The organism is Streptomyces sp. NPDC127114 (assembly GCF_042677525.1).
Classification (GTDB): Bacteria; Actinomycetota; Actinomycetes; order Streptomycetales; family Streptomycetaceae; genus Streptomyces.
This window is the reverse complement of record NZ_JBHXTJ010000006.1, coordinates 17,889-35,854: the sequence shown is the minus strand read 5'-3', so window position 1 is coordinate 35,854 and position 17,966 is coordinate 17,889. Positions and strand designations below refer to the sequence as shown.

General features: G+C 70.0%; 17 protein-coding genes and 1 pseudogene. 4 read left to right on the top strand and 14 right to left on the bottom strand.

Going from position 1 to position 17,966, the window contains the following annotated elements; all coding sequences use genetic code 11:
- Positions 1-72: 72 nt before the first annotated feature.
- A complete protein-coding gene (locus tag ACFVGS_RS08330) occupies positions 73-1,134 on the bottom strand; it encodes a PucR family transcriptional regulator (RefSeq protein WP_385691606.1) in 1,062 nt (353 codons plus the stop codon).
- A 142-nt stretch (positions 1,135-1,276) separates the two neighbouring features.
- On the opposite strand from ACFVGS_RS08330, the gene ACFVGS_RS08325 reads away from it, so the two are divergent.
- From ACFVGS_RS08325 to ACFVGS_RS08315, 3 genes are all read left to right on the top strand, one after another.
- Positions 1,277-1,567, top strand: a complete 291-nt coding sequence (locus ACFVGS_RS08325; RefSeq protein ID WP_385691603.1) for a Na+/H+ antiporter NhaA — start codon at positions 1,277-1,279, stop codon at positions 1,565-1,567.
- 272 nt (positions 1,568-1,839) lie between these two features.
- Positions 1,840-2,988: a cation:proton antiporter gene (locus tag ACFVGS_RS08320; RefSeq protein WP_385691600.1), complete on the top strand. Its 1,149-nt coding sequence runs from the start codon at positions 1,840-1,842 to the stop codon at positions 2,986-2,988.
- A 729-nt stretch (positions 2,989-3,717) separates the two neighbouring features.
- Positions 3,718-4,122 (top strand): DUF305 domain-containing protein, encoded by a 405-nt coding sequence (locus ACFVGS_RS08315; protein ID WP_385691597.1) that lies wholly within the window; start codon positions 3,718-3,720, stop codon positions 4,120-4,122.
- A 681-nt stretch (positions 4,123-4,803) separates the two neighbouring features.
- Here the strand turns inward: ACFVGS_RS08315 and ACFVGS_RS08310 are convergent.
- From ACFVGS_RS08310 to ACFVGS_RS08275, 8 genes are all read right to left on the bottom strand, one after another.
- Positions 4,804-5,211 carry an ATP-binding protein gene (locus ACFVGS_RS08310; RefSeq protein ID WP_385691594.1) on the bottom strand — a complete coding sequence of 136 codons (408 nt, stop codon included), beginning with the start codon at positions 5,209-5,211 and terminating at the stop codon, positions 4,804-4,806.
- 478 nt (positions 5,212-5,689) lie between these two features.
- Positions 5,690-6,322, bottom strand: coding sequence for a hypothetical protein (locus tag ACFVGS_RS08305; RefSeq protein ID WP_385691591.1), 633 nt, complete (start codon positions 6,320-6,322; stop codon positions 5,690-5,692).
- 550 nt (positions 6,323-6,872) lie between these two features.
- A complete protein-coding gene (locus ACFVGS_RS08300; RefSeq protein WP_384414402.1) occupies positions 6,873-7,139 on the bottom strand; it encodes a DUF4235 domain-containing protein in 267 nt (88 codons plus the stop codon).
- A 6-nt stretch (positions 7,140-7,145) separates the two neighbouring features.
- Positions 7,146-7,622, bottom strand: coding sequence for a DUF3618 domain-containing protein (locus tag ACFVGS_RS08295; protein ID WP_385691588.1), 477 nt, complete (start codon positions 7,620-7,622; stop codon positions 7,146-7,148).
- On the bottom strand, positions 7,619-8,041 hold the full coding sequence (locus tag ACFVGS_RS08290; protein WP_384414475.1) for a phage holin family protein: 423 nt from the start codon (positions 8,039-8,041) through the stop codon (positions 7,619-7,621). Before ACFVGS_RS08290 ends, ACFVGS_RS08295 begins: the two co-directional genes overlap by 4 nt.
- A 795-nt stretch (positions 8,042-8,836) precedes the next feature.
- Positions 8,837-9,628, bottom strand: coding sequence for an SGNH/GDSL hydrolase family protein (locus ACFVGS_RS08285; RefSeq protein ID WP_385691585.1), 792 nt, complete (start codon positions 9,626-9,628; stop codon positions 8,837-8,839).
- A gap of 248 nt (positions 9,629-9,876) precedes the next feature.
- Positions 9,877-10,788, bottom strand: coding sequence for a F510_1955 family glycosylhydrolase (locus tag ACFVGS_RS08280; protein WP_385691582.1), 912 nt, complete (start codon positions 10,786-10,788; stop codon positions 9,877-9,879).
- A gap of 354 nt (positions 10,789-11,142) precedes the next feature.
- Positions 11,143-11,361: a heavy-metal-associated domain-containing protein gene (locus ACFVGS_RS08275; protein WP_385691579.1), complete on the bottom strand. Its 219-nt coding sequence runs from the start codon at positions 11,359-11,361 to the stop codon at positions 11,143-11,145.
- 768 nt (positions 11,362-12,129) lie between these two features.
- Here ACFVGS_RS08275 and ACFVGS_RS08270 point away from each other — a divergent pair.
- Positions 12,130-12,429, top strand: coding sequence for a hypothetical protein (locus ACFVGS_RS08270; protein WP_385691576.1), 300 nt, complete (start codon positions 12,130-12,132; stop codon positions 12,427-12,429).
- Between the two features lie 188 nt (positions 12,430-12,617).
- Here ACFVGS_RS08270 and ACFVGS_RS08265 read toward each other — a convergent pair whose 3' ends face one another.
- From ACFVGS_RS08265 to ACFVGS_RS08245, 5 genes and pseudogenes are all read right to left on the bottom strand, one after another.
- Positions 12,618-14,744: a hypothetical protein gene (locus ACFVGS_RS08265; protein WP_384414418.1), complete on the bottom strand. Its 2,127-nt coding sequence runs from the start codon at positions 14,742-14,744 to the stop codon at positions 12,618-12,620.
- 65 nt (positions 14,745-14,809) lie between these two features.
- Complete coding sequence (locus ACFVGS_RS08260) at positions 14,810-15,436, bottom strand: transposase (protein WP_385691573.1); 627 nt, start codon at positions 15,434-15,436, stop codon at positions 14,810-14,812.
- A gap of 1,084 nt (positions 15,437-16,520) precedes the next feature.
- Positions 16,521-17,163 (bottom strand): annotated as a pseudogene (locus tag ACFVGS_RS08255) (CBS domain-containing protein).
- 10 nt (positions 17,164-17,173) lie between these two features.
- A complete protein-coding gene (locus tag ACFVGS_RS08250) occupies positions 17,174-17,578 on the bottom strand; it encodes a cyclic nucleotide-binding domain-containing protein (protein ID WP_385691570.1) in 405 nt (134 codons plus the stop codon).
- 29 nt (positions 17,579-17,607) lie between these two features.
- The gene (locus ACFVGS_RS08245; protein ID WP_385691927.1) at positions 17,608-17,814 is read right to left on the bottom strand and encodes a hypothetical protein; all 207 of its coding nucleotides are present in this window, start codon (positions 17,812-17,814) and stop codon (positions 17,608-17,610) included.
- Positions 17,815-17,966 lie beyond the last annotated feature (152 nt).

Below are 17,966 nucleotides of genomic sequence, written 5' to 3'. Positions count from 1 at the left end.
CTGTGCATCCGGGTATGGCGGCTCCTCGGACTGCCCCTGTCGGCACGACCGTCTGGGCCGGTTGGACGCCGCTCAGAGTTCCTGGTCCGGCCAGCCGAGGAGGCGGGCTCCGACGACGGCGGTCTGGAGCGTGTAGCGCTGGGTCGGGTCGGCCGGGTCCGCGCCGGTCATCCGGTGGATGCGGTCGAGCCGGTAGCTGACGGCGCGCACGCTCAGGGAGAGGCGACGGGCCGCCTCGGTGGTGACGCAGCCGGCGTCGAAGTACGCGGCAAGGGTGTCGAGGAGCGGCTGGGCACCACCCCGGGCTGTGCGGAGGGGGCCGAGCACCGTGTGTACGAGGTCGGCCATGGCCTGCCGGTCACGGGTGAGGACCGGGTAGACCAGGAGATCCGAGGCGTGCAGCACCGGACCTTCCAGACCCATACGGGCGGCGAGGTCGAGGGCGTTGAGGGCCTCCTCGTACGAGTGGACGACTCCGCCGGCGCCGGGGTGCGGACGACCGATCGCGACCCGGCCGCCATCCGTGGCGGCGTACGCCTGCTTGGCGAAGTGCGTGAGCACGTCCGGCTCGTCGGCGGGTGCGATACAGATCAGCCGGCCGTCCTTGGTGGTGAGCAGGATGCGGCGGGCACCGAAGCGGGCCAGCAGCGAGGACTCGATGCCGCGGGAGACGGGGTAGCCGTCGGAGTACGGTTCCGGTCCCTGGGCCACGGCCACGGCGTGCGCCCGGGAGAGCAGCAGCCCGAAGCGCTCGGCGCGCTCCGCCAGGCGACCCAGGTCGCTGCGTCCGTACAGCAGGTCGTCGATGAACTCCCGGCGTGCCGCTTCCTCCTGGCGGACGGCCATGCGCTGGGCTCGTTCGTGGCCCTCGGCGAACGCGTCTATCGACAGCTCGACGGCAGCCAGGAGACGGTCCGCATCGGCGTCGCGTGAGAGGCCGGCCTGGGCCCAGCGCGCGGCGGCGAGGTGGGAGCGAACGAGGTGGCGGAGCCCGTGCCCAGCCTCGGCGGCCCGCTCGCCCCGGGAGCGCAGCCTCTCCAGTTCCTCGCGGGTCGGCCGTCTGCCGGTGGCGCAGAGGTCGGCCAGGAGCTCGGCGTACCCCTCCAGGTATCCCTCGGCTGTCTCGCGCTCCATGGCGGCCCCTCCCCGGACGTCCAGTCGCGCCTTGACGGGTTCCTGGCGCGGCGATCAAGGGTGCCACGGCGCGAGGGGCCAGGGTGACAGGCGTGTTGCTGCAGTTCAGAGCCGTCTGGTGAGACTCCTCCGCGCCGGACGCTTGGGCGGACGTCTTCGGCCTGGCCGTCCTCGCAGCATCGGCTTCACCGTCGCCCTGCTGCTCGGTCAACTCTCCTTCGCCGACCCCACCGAGACCGAGCACGTCAAGGCCGCCGTCCTCCTCGGTTCCGTCACCGCCGCCACGCTCGCCGCTCTCCTCCTGCGCCGCCGCCACGGCGCCTACAAGCGCCTGTACGAGGCGGAGGAACGCGACGACAACGCCGACGGCACCCCGACATCTGCCAGGCCAGCGTCGCGGGCAGCAATCGGTGATCACAGAGGGCGTCCGTGACGCCACCGCCGTGTTCCACATCGTGTGGATCGTGCTGTGGGCGGTCGTCCTGATGATCTCGCTCGTGCCCGACTCCTAGCGGTGCCCGCCCGGCAGTGGGGCATGGGCGGCCCGGCGAAACTGCCGACGTTCGGCAGAGTTCCCGGTCACCGGTTGCGCGTCAAGGACCTGTCAATGCCGTATATGCAACCTGTAAGTTCCGTTGCGGAGTGCCGGGAAGCCTGGTCGGCGAACAGAGGACACGTCTCTGTGCCGATCGGGGGATACCTGCCATGGTGCTCGTTGCCGTCTTCGGGGCCGCACTGCTCGTCGCCGTCCTGCTGTCCGGACTCGCGGCCCGGACCGTACTGTCCACGTCGCTGCTCTTTCTGCTCGGTGGGGCGCTGGTCAGCGATGGGTTCCTTGGGCTCATCCACACCTCGCCCGACAGCGAGATCGTGTCGGTCACAGCGGACCTGGCCCTCTTCGCCGTGCTGTTCACCGACGGCATGCACGTCTCCTTCGCGAAGCTGCGCGCCAACTGGCGTAACCCGGCACGAGCGTTGGGCCTGGGCATGCCGCTCGCCTGCGTCGGCATGGCGCTGATCACCCACTACCTTGTGGGGCTGGACTGGACGACCTCGTTCCTCGTGGGCGCGGTCCTGGCACCGACAGACCCGGTCTTCGCCTCCGCCATCGTGGGCCGCAAGGAGGTCCCGGCCCGGCTGCGCGAGCTGCTGAACGTCGAGAGCGGGATCAACGACGGCCTCGCCCTGCCCGTCGTACTGATCCTCATCGCCGCCGCAGGGCCGACCTCCGCCCACGCCGAGGCGTCCTTCGGGAAGATCGCCCTTGAGCTCGGTCTCGGCCTGGCCTTCGGCGTGCTGCTCCCGCTGCTCGTCAACGGACTCGTACGGTTCCGGCTTCTGGGCGCCGAGCCCAAGCTCCAGCCACTGCTGCCGCTCACGACCGGCGTCATCCTCTACGCCGCCTGCCACCTCACGCACGCCAACCCGTACCTGGCGGCGTTCTCCGCGGGCGCGGTCCTGGCAGCCGTGTCGCCGGAGTCCCGGAAGGCGTTCGAGCCGCTCGGGGAGTCGCTTGCCGAGATCGCCAAGTTCGCGGCACTCCTCGTCTTCGGTGCGCTCCTGACCCCGCAGCTCTTCGGCGACCTCTCCGTCGGTGGCTACGTGGCGGTGCTCCTCGCGATCGTGCTGGTACGGCCGGGGTCGCTGCTGCTGTCCCTGTGGGGAACGCGGATCGACCGGAAGCAGAAGCTGGTCGCGGCCTCCTCGCGCGAACTCCGTCATGATCACGACGGGCCCGAAGGCGCCGAGGTAACCGTTCGGCATGCGGCCGGATGGAAGCACGAAAGTGCCGGGCCCGCGCCCCGGCAGGGCTCGGGCCGCGTAAGGACGGCGAGTGTGCCGTCGACCTTGTAGTCGGTGACTGCCTTGGCGACGGCGTCGGCAAACTTCACCGCAGCGTCCGCAGTCGCCGCCGGGTCGTGCTTCTGGGCCGTATCCCAAAGGGCGTACTGCTCAGACATGACCGCCCCACCGCCGCGTGGGGCCGACCTTGGCGCGGTCGGCTCGGGCTCGATCGAGGGCTCCCTCGGCGGCGGTGACCTTGGCCTCGGAGTCCTTCTGGGCGTTCTGCGCGTCGAGGCAGGCGATGTTCTTTTTCGTTCACGGCGGCGGTGCGGGGCCGCGAACACCTGGGACGAGGCAAGGGCAGACATGGAACCCGCCTCCTGCTCAGCGCCCTGGCCTGGCTGGCCGGACTCACCCTCGCCACCACCGCACTTCCGCCGCGCCATCACCCCGGCCCGCACCAGACGGCCGTCATGACGAGCGCATCCCTCGGCGGCGTGGCACCCGCCAGCTGGTGCTGTCCAGCGCGTACACGTAGGTCCTGATCCCCTGCGATCCGAGGAGTCACCGCATGACGACCACCCGCTCCCTGCACCGCCGTACCGCCCTGGCCGCCGCAGCCCTTGCCGCCTCCGCGTTCTTCCTGGCCGCTGCGGTGACGACGGCAACGGCTCTGCCGCCACCTCTCCAAGCCCCACGACGTCCGTCTCGGTCCCAGCGGGCGAGCACAACCAGGCGGACGTCGACTTCGCGCAGGGCATGATCCCGCACCACCGCCAAGCCGTCATGATGGCCGACATGGCCGAGACCCGGGCCTCCTCCAGCGACGTCAAGACCCTCGCCGAGGAGATCAAGAAGGCCCAGGAGCCGGAAATCGCCACGATGTCCGCCTGGCTGACGGCCTGGGGCGAAGAGGTCCCCCAGGGCATGGACGGCATGGACGGGATGGACCACGGCGACGCCTCGTCCATGCCCGGCATGATGAACGACCAGCAGATGAACGACATGCGAGGCGCCTCCGGCAAAGCCTTCGACACCATGTTCCTGACCCAGATGATCAAGCACCACGAAGGCGCCATCACCATGGCCGAGACCGAGAAGAAGGAAGGCACCTACGGCCCTGCCAAGGAACTCGCCGACGACATCATCACCGCCCAGAAGGCGGAGATCACGCAGATGCGGGAGATGCTCGGCACCAACTGACCCCGCCGCGGAGGCGACAGTGCTACGCGGCAGATGCCCTGACAACTGGTCGGCGCGGCATCAGCCCGCTCATGCCCAGAAGATCAAGAGCTCTGATTCTGCGGCGGTCCGACGGCGGCCGGATCAGGGTCCGAGTCCGCAGGTCACCAAGGCGTTGACGGCGGCGGTCCTGGACTTCGCCCGGACCGTTCCGGTGCTGAATGCCGGGCCTATCGGGATGCGGCCGCCGGTAGTCCCCGACGGCAAGGGCAGGTATGGGCGCGCGGACATGGTGACGTGCACGCCGCTTCTGCAGGCCTCGTCATCGAGCTCGACTCCCGCCACTCGGCGTCCGCGCGTCAGGGATGACGCGTGCGAGCTGACCGAGGATGAGGCGAACGACCTCGCGACGACGACCGCGACACCGGATGGGACACAGACGACAATGCACGACTGAGCCCGTGGGGCGGCACGTCCGGGCCGGCGCCATCTTGATCACGGTGTCTTGGCTGGCCATGGCGTGGAGGCCAGGCCGTGGGCGATGGGATGGTCGGGGCGGGGTCCCTGCCGCACCGACGCGGCAGGGACCCCCGGCGCCCCGCGCCCGGGGCGTGTGTGGGCGCGGGGCGAGCTCGTGTGGGGCACGGTAACGGGCCGGGAGGCGGCGTGGGGCCGGACATGGGCGAACGGCGTGGCGCTGTGTCAGGTCGTGCGGTGTGCGGCGGAGATGCCGTCAGAGTGATCGGTGAGGGGAACGACGGCGGTGATCCGCTTGCCGGTGGTTTCGCGGTGGATTTCGAAGCTGCGGCTGAGGGCTGTGACCACTTCCAGTCCGTGCCGGCCGATCCGCGAGGGGTCCCGAGGGCCGATGGTGGTTAGCGAGGAACCGCCATCCCAGACTGCCACGGCGATACCGCCGTGCCTGCGCGCGAGGGTGAGCAGGCAGGGGCCCGGCGCGTGCCTGCGGGCGTTGGTGACCAGCTCGCTCACCTCGACCGAGCCCCGCACCTGCTCCCGCAGCCCGCACCTCGCCTGGAGCTCGGTCAGGAACGAGCGGGCCAGCGCACGGGCCCGGGCTATGTGCTCGCCGCTCTCCACCACGGCGAACACCGGCCTCCTCTGACCGTGGTCGGGAGTCGTCCGGTCCACGTCTGCCACTCGACCTCGCCCCATCCCGCATGTCCCTCTGCGCTGACACCCTCGGATGCCCCCAAAGCCGGACATCAATCCCGGCGGAGGAACAGGACTCGCAGACGCAGGGCGATCGCTCGTTCACTCGTCGGGGGTGCGGAGGGCGAGGATGGCCAAGTCGTCAGGGCCGTCGCTGGGGTGTTGGTCGGCGAGCGCGTCGACGGAGTCCTGCAGCGGGAGGCCGATGTCGTCGGTGGCGAGTTCGCCGGGCCAGGTTGTGGTCCACGTGCGGGCGGCCCACCTGACCGGTTCCAGCCGCAGCCGACGGCACCGTGACCTTCAGACGCGGGAGACACCTTTGGACAGTGCTGCGCGAGGAACCTGGGTGAGGCGGGAGCACCCTCGTGGGCAAGCTGTACCGCGCCGATGTCCGGCCGAATCCGGCGGTCACGCGGCCTCACGACCTGGAAGGGACGGCAAGGGCCAGGGGTTCGAGGTCGCCGTAGAGGGCTGCGTGCAGCGCAGCGGCAAGCTCACGCGCCCGCGACTCGCTGCCGACGTCGTGCAGCACGAAGTAGACCGGGCCCGCGTAAGAGTCAGGGCGGATCTCTCGATCGTCGATCAGCCGGACGATTGCGTCACGTAGCGCCTCGTACACGCTCGGGTCGACGGTGAGCTCGGGGGCGGTGAGCGTGTCGGCCTTGATCCTCCACCGGGGCCCCTCGCGCTCCAGCACGACGAACACCGCCCGCTGCTCCTGAGCCGCCCGGTACGCGGCCTGGAACCCGCCCGAGCCGCTCGCGTCGGGGATGCGGCCCGCTGGGCAAGGAATCGGAAGCGGCTCCATGAGATCCATCGTCCCAGGAGTCGCGGGAGTCTGTTGTGTGGACGCCGCAGCGTGTTCTCGCAGGTAGGACATGAGAGGCCCGCGACGCGTCTGGGCCGCATCCATGGTCCCGGCCACGTGGCGACGCCCGCTGCGCCTCATCGCTGCGTTGGCCGCCGAATCGCGGGCGTCGTCGACGCGGTGCGCGCCGGAGACGACGCCCGTCTTGAGCGTCAGCTGGATCGGGCTCGTGCGCAATGCCACTCCGGAAGCCCTCTACGAACGACGTAGGCAACTCGCCAGGAGTGTCAGGACGCCGTAGCCCTCGTCCTGGTCGTCGGCTCAGCTGCCGTCGACGGAGTGCGTCGGCACAGCTCCGCGTCTGCGAGCACAGGCAGCGAGCGGGTGGCTGACCGGCGCGACCATCAGTCGGCACACGTCCGATCTCGCCTGTCCCGGGCGAGTCACTCCGGCGGGTCCACCCGCGACCGCAGGTGCTGCCAGCAGCGGTGGACATGCCGCTCCGCCTCCCGCACGGGGCGAAAGGCGTCGTCGGCACGCGGGTGTGAAGACGGTGTGGTCCGGTCGCTGCGGCGGCGCGGCGGGTGAACGGCTCGGGGCGGTGTGCTCGGCTGCCCTGGTGGATGACGGCGGCCCGGGCGATCAGGACCGTGGTGACGACTGCCGCGGCGGTAGCGCGGCCGCTGCGCGCTGACCGGTCATGGCTGTCGGCGTCCTTCGGTTGCGGGTCGCCCATCGGCGGGAGGGCCAGTATCCGCGTCGTCATGGCCCTCCCGTCTCGCCCTTTCGCCTGTCAGCCGGGCCAGGTTCCGGTCAGGGAGCGGGTCGCGGTGGCGCCGGCGCGGTCGACGGCTGCTTTGACCGCGGCGAAGATCGCACCTTGCAGGGTGGCGGCGAGGAGCACCTCGCGCCAGGAGCGGTCTTCGTCGGTGGCGTCGGGGGCGTTCTCGTCGTGGCCGAGCATCTTCCACGCCTGCTTGAACAACGCGCCCGCGGCCATACCGCTGACGGCCCCGAGCGCCAGACCGACGGGCTTGTAGGCGATCTTCGATGCCTTCACGGTTGCTCACCCCTTCCGGCGGCAGACCAGCCACACCGCGAGCGCTCCCGCCGCGGCCAGCAGCATGCCGCGGTTGTCCCGCGCTAGGCGCACTCCCTTGGACGTCGTGTGTCGCACCGGCTCAGGCGCCTTCTCCTGCCACAGCTGACCGGCCTGAGCCGCCTTCGCCCGGGCTTGCTCGGCAGCCTGGGCGGCCTTGCTCTTGACCGGGTCGGGCAGCCGGTCCTGCGCCTGGTGGGCCAGGCCGGCAGCCTTCGCCTTCAGCTCCTCCGTCTTCAGAGCGGCCTGCTCCTTCAGCTCCCCGGCCTTGGCCGCGGCCTGGTCCTTGACTTCGGCGGCCTTCTCCTGGGCGCGGGCCTTGACGTCGGTCTTGGCCGCCAGTGCCTCGACCGTCTGCCCGAGCTCCTCGCGGGTGTGCTCGACCTGCTCACGCAGCTCCTCCGTGCCGGAGGCGGTGGGCTCGTCGTGGGGTGGCTGGGTCATCGCTGAGCACTCTCCTTGATCTCTGCCACGTCGGCCTTCACGCTCTCGACCGTCTCCTCGGGCGTAGGCGGCGCAGCCTGGTCGACCTGCTTCTTTCCACTCATGGCCATCACCGCGGCGATCACACCCAGCACCGCGGTGACGATCAGCGCCGCGGCCCACACCGGCAGCACCACCGCGAGGGCGGCAATGGCGGTGGCCACCAGCGCCTGCAGCATCAGGAAGCCCACGATGCCGGCGCCGCCGAACAGGCCGCCGCCCTTGCCGTAGCGCTTGCCCTTCTCCTTCATCTCCGCCTGCGCCAGCCGCAGCTCACCGCGCACCAGCTCCGTCAGCTGCTGCGAGGCACGCTGCACCAGCTCGCTCACCGGCTCATCGGCGCGGTGCGGGGTACGGCCGCCAGCAGGGGGCGGCTGCATGGTCGACACGACGATCACCTCCGTAGGGTTCCTGATCCGTATGAACACGAGGCCGCGCAGTGACCCCACCACTGGGCACGCGTGTACCCCGAACGGACCGGATCAGCACACCGCTCGGCCCGCCGGTTCGCGGCGGCGTCAAGCGCGTGCAAGAAGGGCGGTCGGCAAGGAGCCGCGCCACCTCCGCTGACGCGCTCGGTGTCGAGCGGCTAGAGCCAGTGAACGCAGGATCAGGCGCGGGGCGCGGTGGGTCAGCCAGGCGCTGGGCAGGCCGATGCCCGCGCCGGCGGCCGACGTCGGTGGTGTAGTGGGCACCGCTTTGCACACGTTCGACGGCGACCATGGCGGCCGACCAAATCAGAACTTCACTCCCGAGAGAGAAAGAGACCAGGCTGGCATCCGGCCATCCGCTCGTTCACTCGTGGGGGGTACGGAGGGCGAGGATGGCCATGTCGTCGTGGCCGTCGCTGGTCCTGCTGACCACTGGCCCCCGCCGCGGGAAGCGGTACCGCATGGCGGCGAGTCCGTGTCGCAGGTCTGCGACCGGGTCGCCGTCTGGCTCGACGGCTTGCCTGCTGATGCCGGGCGGTGCTTGCCGTCGCTGACCAGTCGATGGTGCGCGCGACGGTTGCGCTAGGCATGCCGCGAGCGCTGTTCTGGCGGATCAATGTGCCGCCTCTGGCGGCAGTGCACCTCACCGGGCGGAACGGCCGCTGGAACTTGCGGATGGTGGAGCTCTCGGCCTTGCCGTACTGGGAAGAGGGCTGACCGCGAGTACACCAGGGCACTGCGGAGCTACAAAGGCAGCAGTTCCGGCCGCTTCGGCTCCAGGGGCTCGTGGGAGGCTCTGCCGAGCAAGTGCTGGCCGAGCCAGGGAAGGAAGTGCTCCTTCGCCCAGCGAAGGTCTTCGAGTCTCTGGGGCTGCCGTACGCGCGCCTGCGGTGTGTCGGGAGCGGGCGCGCTCCGTACCGGGCCCAGCCCCAGAACCTCGGCGGCTCGTAGTGCGACCTGCCGATGCCCTTCGGGTGACAGGTGCAGTCGGTCATCGCTCCACGCGCGGGGATGCTGGAGGGCCTTCATCGACCAGAGGTCGACGACCAGGCAGCCTTGCCGGTCCGCGATGGCGTGGATGTGTGCCGTGTAGGTGGCGATCTTTCCGCGCAGCCGGCGCAGTACGGGTGTGTTCCGGGGATCGAACCCGGTGAACACGAGCACTGTCTTCGCGCTGCCGCCGAGCTCGACGATCGCCTCCTCGAACCGCTCCGCGATGCGGTCCACGGAACTGCCCAGCCGTAAAATGTCGTTGCCGCCGGCGCAGAAACTCACCAGATCCGGGGTCACTCCGGCCACCTGCGGCACCTGCTCGTTGACGATCTCGTCGATGACCCGGCCCCGAACGGCGAGATTGGCGTAGTGGAGGGGCGCCGGCGAGCGGCGGGCCAGTAGATCGGCGAGGCGGTCGGCCCACCCCAGGAGAGCGCCGTCGGGCGTCTCGTCGCCGAGCCCCTCGGTGAAGCTGTCCCCCAGGGCTACGAACGAGCTGATGGGAACGCCGTCACCGCCAACCGTGCTCCGCCTCTCCGGCATTCTGCCTCGCCCTCCCGGGGACACCCGATCCTGTCGCGACTCGACAAGCCGAAGGACCGGGCGAGCACCGTGAGGTACGCCGGGCGGGGGATATGCCGCAGGCGTACGTGCGAACACGAGGCGTCACCCGGCCGGGGCACCGGATCCCGAGCCGCGAGAAGCATCCTGACGCGGGTGGGTTGCGCTCGACAAGCGCATTCGATTGCGCTAACACGCGATGGCGTGATCACGCCAGGAAGAGGCATTCATCAGTGGTGATCGCCACTCGCCACGGACAGGCGCTTGGTGAAGGTCTTCCCTGCGTCCCGGGACTCGTAGACGCCGTCCTGGGTGGCGGCGAGGATGTGCTGCTCGTCGACGGCGGTCAGAGCCTGGGGCTGACCGCCAGGCACCACGGCCGTCTTCGTCCAGTTCGTTCCGCCGTCCGAGCTGACGCTCAGGGCACCGGTGAAGTCGACGCCGAACAGGGAATGCGGCGACGCCCAGGAGAGGAACTCCATGCCCGGCCCCTGGCCGCGACCGAAGCTCGCGCCTGCGTCGGTGCTGCGCGCGACGCCCTCCGTCGTGGTGGCGACGAGCCGGCTTGGATCGGTTGGGTTCACCGCGAAGTCGAGGGCCTGCAGGCGGGCACGATCCTGCCAGGTCGCGCCGTCCTTGCTCACCCGCAGCACGCCGCCGGTGCTGTCGTACCCGTAGATGACGCCCTTCGACTGCTCCAGGGCGTGGAAGTCCGCCTCGCCCTGGAGGGAAGCGGCCTTCCAGGACTTTCCGGCATCGGTGCTCTTGATCAACCCGTGGTTGCCGGGCTGGTCGCTGCCTGGGGCCGGGTGGCCGCTGGCCAGGAAGGTCTTGGCGCCGGCCACGGTGAAGCCCATGAAGTCGTCCCGGCTGTCTCCCACGAGCTGCGGGCTGCCCTTGCCGTCCGGGGTGTAGAGCCCCTCGTGGGTGGCCACGTAGAGACGGCCGTCTCCCGGGTCGATTCCGAGCCCGTGGATGTGGCTGTGCAGTGCGGGCTGCGGCTCCTTGGCCTGGGCGGCGGCACCGTCAGCGGCGATGTCCTGGCCGCATGCGGCGAGCAGGACGGTTCCGGCGGCGACGGAGACCGCAACGAGGAGAGCGCGGGTGCGCTGCCTGCGGGAGGGAGGCGAGGAGGGGGACATCGTGCTTCACCTCGTGCTGTTGGTGGTGTCTGGGTAGGTCGTCGGGTTGTTCGGCGGCTGTACGTGACGCCTGGTCGAGGGCTGACCGCCGGGCGGCCTGGTGTTCACGCGGCGGGGAGCGGACCGCCATCCGATAGTGAACCGTGCGCCGTGTACGGGATGCCGGGCGGGGTGGCGGACGAACGCGGGTCGACGGGCGGTGGGCTGTGCGAGCTACTAAAACGGCTGATGAGCGCCGACAGGCAGCGCACGCCGCTTGGGCCAGCGGGCGTTGGTCTGCCATGGCCCGACGAGCACGCAAGAGGGGCGGATCTGGTTGGTCCGCCCCTCTGGGTTCGCTGGTGAGGTGCTGGGTCAGGCGCGGCCGCGGTAGTCGTAACCGGCGTCCTCGACCGTCTCCTCGACGACGGTGCCGTCGATCGCGGTGGCGCTGGGGACGGTGACGAGACCAGTGCCGATCGTGATGTCGACGGCCTCGACCCCTTCGATCGCGCCAAGGGCCTTGGTGACGACACCCTTGCAGTGGGCGCTGTTGACGCCGTCGACCTTGTAGGTGGTGGTGTACGCGGACATTGGGCCCTCCCGAACCTGCATACCCTCGGGGGGGTATTTGGTTGCCTCGCCCTGACCTGATCCGTCGGGAGAGCCCGCAGTGCACGCGTTCGGTTAGCAGGTGAGTGCCGGGCGATCGGCCCGTAGAGCCGAACGCTCGCGCCAACGTGTGAGTGGACATCACAGCCTCGGCGTGAGCGGGATCGTCACCGTCGCCGCAAATTCGGGCCGCCTGAGAAGGGTGTGCGCGGTTGGCCCGCTGCCGCTTCGGCGGTGGTCGAAGGCAGCGGATCTGCGGGTGCCGCGGCGTCCGTGCGCTCTTCGCGATAGGACGGCAGGACCGGGCGAGCGCCGCAGATTGCGACGAGCGCGCGGGGGATGGGGTTTCGCTCGTCGTACCGTGCGCCTCCAGGGCAACGCCCGGCCCTTGCCGTTCGGACGTGGCTCCCGTGCCGCCGGGGCCGCGTCGCGAGCGTCATCCTGGTGCAGCGTCGAACCCTCGGCCAAGCGCCATAGGTTGCGTAAAGACGCGATGGCGCGATGACGCCACTGTCAGTCGCTCATCGTCCGTCCAGGAGCCGCCGCAGAACGACTTCGCTCCTTCCGCGGCGCGGTCGAGTCGGTGTCGGCGCCGTACGGGAAGCCCACCAGGTGTCGAGGTCGGCTTCGGAGACGACGGATGTAGGGGCCGTACCCGCTCCACTGTGACGGGGGGCGCCGGCCGTGTCCAGTACGGCGGCCGGTCTTGGTCCACCCCTCAGCCCCGGCAGATAGGCGACTGGGCGGCCCATGTGGGCGCTGTATGAGGTGATCGAGGCGAAGGCCGAACACCGCGCCCCAGCGCTGGCCCCGGGCGGCGAGGCCGAGGCGGCGCCGGCAGTCGACCTCATGGCCGCACTCCAGGCGTCCGTGGCGAAGGCGAAGGAGGCCCGCGGTGAAACCGGCGCCGGGCTGGCCACCGTGCACGAGATGCCCGCGCCAACGAAGAAGACCGTGGCCGCCAAGAAGACGACCGCGAAGAAGACGGCGGCGAAGAAGACGGCGGCGAAGAAGACCACTGTGCCTCCCCGGCGCCGAAAGTCCGCCTGACCCGGCGGTGCGACAGCCGAGACAGCGACCGCGGTCAGCTCTCGTCCGGACGGTTCACACCGGACTGCCACAGCCCAGGAGGCGAGACGGGCTGTATCGTCCGGCCGACCATCGCCGAGCGAGACGGGATGAAGGTCGGCTCCCACGACGGGTTGAGATTTGCCGAATTTTGCCGTCCCAAGGGCAGGTCAACGTTGTAGCCGGGCCAGCAGGGTGCGGGCGAGGGCGATATGGCGGTGCGTGGGCTCGAGGACAAGCTGCGCGTCGTCAAGGATGCGGGACAGTTCTTCGGCCGCCTCGGCTTCATGATCGGCGGCCAGCAGCGCCTGAGCACGCTGGATGCGACTGTGTATGACATGGGGGTGCTCATGGCCCAGGAGTCGGCTGCGTTCGGTCACGAGCCGGGTGAACCCGGCGATCGCTTCGTCGGTGCGTCCCGCGCGAGCGGCGAAGGCCGCCTGGGTGCTGCGTATGGCGAGGGTGTGGGCGTCCTGGGGGCCCAGGACGCGTTCGGCATCCACTAAGAGCAGACGCAGTTGTCGTTCGCTGTCCGCCAGGTCACCCGCGAGGCTGGAGAACCAGATGAGGCTGCGCCGTACGGCCAGTACCTGAGGGTGATCGGTGCCCTCGTGCCGTATCCGATCCTGAAGGAGGCTCTGCAGGTGGCGGACGGCTGAGGTGGTGTCACCGGCTTCGCCTGCGAAGTACGCCTGCTGATGCCGGGCCGCCAGAGTGTCGGGATGATCGGTCCCCAGAGCCGCGGTGGTGTCGGCCACGAGGCGGGTGAAGGCGGCAGCGGCACGGTCTGGTTCGCCCGCCTCACCTATGAAGAACGCCCACTGATGCACGGCAGCCAGCGTCTCGGGGTGCGCGGGGCCGAGGTCCGACCGTCTGCGCAGAACGATGGCGTGAAGAGCTTCCGAGGCCTGCAGCGGCCGTCCACGGTCGCCCACCACAATCGCGAGCATGAAGTCGGCGCCCGCTGCGCCGCCCTCGCGGGCGCGCTCGAGAGCCGCGGCCGCTCGCGGCAGCCGCCCCGCCTGATGGGCCACAAGCCCCATGTCGTAGGCGTCGGCCGGCTCTGCCCGGGAGAGCAGCGAGTCCCACAAATGGTCCGGTACGGCAGGCAGATTAGGAGCGGTCAGGAGATAGTCGAAGGCGGTGTAGCCCTGGCTGTAGTTCCCCATCAGCAGCCCGCTCGTGGCATAGGCGGCCTTGCAGGCCCACAGCATCGCCTCGTCGAAGGGCTCGGGCTGGAGATCGGGCCCGCCGCGTTCGGCAAGGTAGGGGAGGTGCAGGTCCCTGAGCCATTCCCGGCTCGCCGGCCTGCGCAGCCCCGAGCGGCGGCAGTCCACCGCCGCGGCGACGATGGCCGCTCCCCGCGGGTTGGCACCCGGCGCCCAAGCGTTTCGCCACGCCGCCAGCAGCTCGGGGCCGGCGGCCATGATCTCTGCGAGCCCGAACCGATCACAACTGTGCAGAGCGAGCTTGATCCGCGGATCTCCTCGGTGAGCCGCCGCACGCTGCTGCTCCGCAGTCGACCAACGGCGCTCCAAACGGACCTTCACGGCCGAGGCCAGCACATCGCGCTGCACCCGCCAGGCATCCCGGTCCGATCCGGTCAGCCTGCTCTCCTCGCGGGCGTCGTAGCGGCGTAACTCCTGCGACCGCATCGTCGCCAGCACGGCGACACGGCCCGGTCTGCGCTCCAAGAGACCGTTCAACATAGCTGCGGTCACCCCGTCGGCCCCCAGATAGTTCTCCAGATCATCCAGCCACAACACGGCGCGGCGGCACCGCCGCACAGCCTCCGCTGCCGCGGCGAGCCCACCTCTGTCCAAGGGGCGGACGAACACGTGCCGAGGAAACGACGACCGCACAACCTCATAGGCCAGCCGCGTCTTGCCGGCGGTCGACTCGCCCACGACGATGACGAAGCCACCGCCCAGCAGGGCCTGACGCAGCAGCGGCTCGGCGTCGCGTTCCACGTAGGGCGGCGCACTGCGATGACCGGCGTGCTCCTCAGCCGGATGGACGCCGGCGAGTTCGGGACGGCTCAGCTGCTCGACCCTGGGCAGACGCCCTGACGACGTCCGCAGCAGGAGACCCGCAGACGAGGCAGTGCGCTGTGGTTGCAGACGTTCCGCGAGCAAGGTGTACAAGGTCGTACATGCCGCGCCGATACCCGTCGCCAGGGGACCGGACGTCCACATGGCGGCTAACCCCAGGGCCACGGCGCCCACGCCCACGGCCGTCAGGTACCTCAACCAGCCCGGTGCCAGTCGGCCGCCGTCGTGCCGGAGAAACAGTGACACGCTGCCCCCATCGCGTGACGTGGCCTCCCATTTTCATCACGGTGCTCACCGATGTCGAGGGCCTGTTAGACCTGAGCCGACGGGCTGCGATCAAGGGATGGAGGGCGAGGGTGCCAGTACGTGAAAATGGGCGGGCTATGTGACGGTTCATCACGCGATTTCCGTCCCACGACCTCCCGGCGGACTTGCAGGCCTGAGCCGACAGGTCGCTTGGAGCGCTCGGTCAGCCTGCAAGGCTTGTACCGACCCACTTCCCAGTCCGCCGACGCACTGGCCGGCCTCGTGGGTAGCGGCCAGTGAGCGGTACAACCGGATACCCCCGTGCCTTTCTTGTACCGCTCTTCGTCGAAACCTGGGGGCCGTGCGCCGCGCGAGCCTTTGCGTAGGCGGGCGGCCTGGCTGTCTGCCTTCTCCGGAATGGTGTGCGGGATGCCTCGATGTCGCAGGTGCCGGCGGCAAGGACCGTTGCTGTACGCCTTGTCGGCCGCGACGCCCTGCGGCTTCTTGAGCTGCCTGCCGCGCCCGTGTCGTGGGAAGCGGATCTTCTCCGGCACCGATGTGAATTGAGTGCAGTCCGCCCGCTGCCCTGGCGTGACGAGCAGGGGCAGCGGGCGGCAGCGGCCGTCCACGCTCAGATGGACTTTTGTGGTGAAGCCGCCGCGAGAGCGGCCAGGACGGCCCCGGTGCGCCACCTCTACCAGGCGGCCGTGCAGGTTCTGCCACGGCGTTTCGTCCTGGTGTTCTGCCGTTGTGGCCCCCTTTGAGCGGGCTTAGTGGTGGGTTGTTGCGAGCTCCCGCGGCGTGCTGGTGCGCGCGAACGATCGTGGAGTCCACGGAGATATCCCAGTCCATCTCACCCGCTGCATCGGCCGCGGCCTGAATCTGCTGCAGCACGCGCTCCCAGGTTCCCGCACCGCCGATCGTACGGCGGTGCAGGGTAAGCCGAGCGCGTGAGTGGGTCGGGTCAGGTGGACGGGCTCGCCACGCCGCTTCGTTCACCACGAAGTGGCCGCTTGAAGCTTCGTCGAAAGTGCCGCTCTTGATCCACTCACTGAGCGCCGTCTGGTAGGTGGAGTGCGGGCCGCGCCAGGGGCGGTTGGGGCGTCCTCCGTACGGTGTGCCCGACTCCGGTGTGCAGCGGTCGCCGGAGCAGCCGGCGAGGTGGAGCAGGTGGCTGCCGCACCGGACCTGGACGAGCAGTTTCTGGGACGAACCGAGGCTGTTGTAGATGAGGGTCGAGTTGACCGGAGGCGCGACCCCGTCGTCGGGGCCGTGGATGACCAGCGCCGGCGTGGTGAGCTGCGGTGCGACTGTCTCGTTCCAGCCGTAGCTGGAGAAGTCGGGGCGCGGCTGACGCCCGGCGGGTCGGTCGTGGTGCCTCCCCAGGTGCTGCCCAGCTGGTCCTCCTCCCGCATCTGCTCCCAGAGCTGCTCCTGGGTGTAGGCCGCCAGCCGGGATCCGGGCCGGCGTCCAGCCGGGCAGCTCGTCCGCCAGTGAGCCCGCGAGCATGCCGCTCAGGGGCGTCGGCGGAGCTGTAGAGCCCGGAGACGCGCTCCATCGGCGACTGGTGCACGCCGTTGGACCGAGGTGGCTCGGGGAGCCCTGCGGCTTCGAGAAGCGTCGGCGCCACATCGAAGAGGTGGCAGAACTCGGCGTGGGCGCGCCCCTGGCCCGGATGCGGTTCGGCCAGTGCACGGTGGTCCCGTTGCGGGTGCCGCCCCAGTGCGAGGTGACCTGCTTGGTCCACTGCGCGTTCACCGAAGCGGCCGGCCGTGGCTACGACCGGCCCGGGGCGGTGAGCTCGCACCGTACGCCCACCACGCCTTCGACTGCCCGTGCCAGGCGTTCCGCGAGCGGGATGCGCGTGTTGTCGTGGACCTCGCCGGACAGCGTCACGACGCCGGCATCGACACGGACATCGACCTGGTGGCGGGAGAGGGAGAACAGGTGCTCGATGACGTCACAGCGCACCTCGGCGGCGAGGTCGTCGTCCGGGCGGAGGAAGACCTTGAGGAGGTCGGCGCGGCTCACAATCCCCTGGATCACGCCGCTCGCGTCGACGACAGGCAGCCGCTTGACGCGATGGGCGCGCGGCCCGCGGCAGAGATGCCTCCGGGGTGACGGTGACGGCGGGCGAGGTCATCAGGTCCGCGGCCCGCCGGGACCCGGCCTTGGCAGTGGCGTCGAGCCGCCGCATCTGCTCCACGAAACCGATGCGATGGTCATGGAACTCCTCCTTCAGCAGCAGATCGGCCTCGGAGACCACGCCGACGACGCGACCTTCGCCCTCGACGACCGGTACGGCCGTCACCTTCCACCGCTCCATGGCGGAGACGATCTCCTTGAAGTCCGCGCCGCGCTGGACGGCGACCACCTTCTTGGTCATCACGTCGGAGACGGTGAACGGCTGAGGAGCCATGGCCCACTCCTTACGTGAGGAGTCGGCGCGCCATCGCCGCCGCGACGGTTGCGGATACCGCCTCACTGACGGAGGCGTCCTGTGCGCAGAGCTCACTGACGGCCTGTCCGTCGAACTCGAGGGCGTGTACCTCAGTGGTCGTCGTGGCGTCGAAGCGCCAGCGATGAGGAGGGATCATCCAGGAACAGCCCAGGAGGTCGCCGGGCACGAGTGTGTCGACGGGAGCGATGCTGCGACCTGGAGCGTGCCTGCCCAGGACGACCCGACCGGCTTCGATGATCCAGAAGCGGTCGGCGTGTTGCTGCTCCTGGAAGATGAGCGTGTTTGCGGGGAACCGGACTGGGCGGGCCTGCTGCAGGAGCTGGTCCCGCGGCTCCGGAGCGAGCTCGTACAGCAGCATCCACATGGTGCTCATGAGGTGCCTCCAGCCCTTCCCCCACAGGCTCACGTGCGGCGGGCGCAGTAGGGAAGGGCCGTGCGGGTCGCTCCAGGGGGCCGAATGGTCCCCATCTGCAGACCAGGACGGCCCCGTAGCGGGGTACGACGGCCGGTCCAGCCCAGTTCGTGGTCGATGCGGTCGCGCAGCACCTCGGAAGCGGCCGGCTCGCCGTGGACGTGGTAGGTGGTGTGCTGGGGAGGCGAGCCGCGCAGCCAGTCGATGATCTGTCCGGCGTCAGCATGGGCCGAGAAGTGAGGACGTCGGCGGCCTCGGCCCGTACGGGCACGTACTTGTCGGACATCTTCAGCGCCCGCGCCCGTGAATCAGGTCCCGAGCCGGGGTGTCGGCCGCGGCGACGCCGACC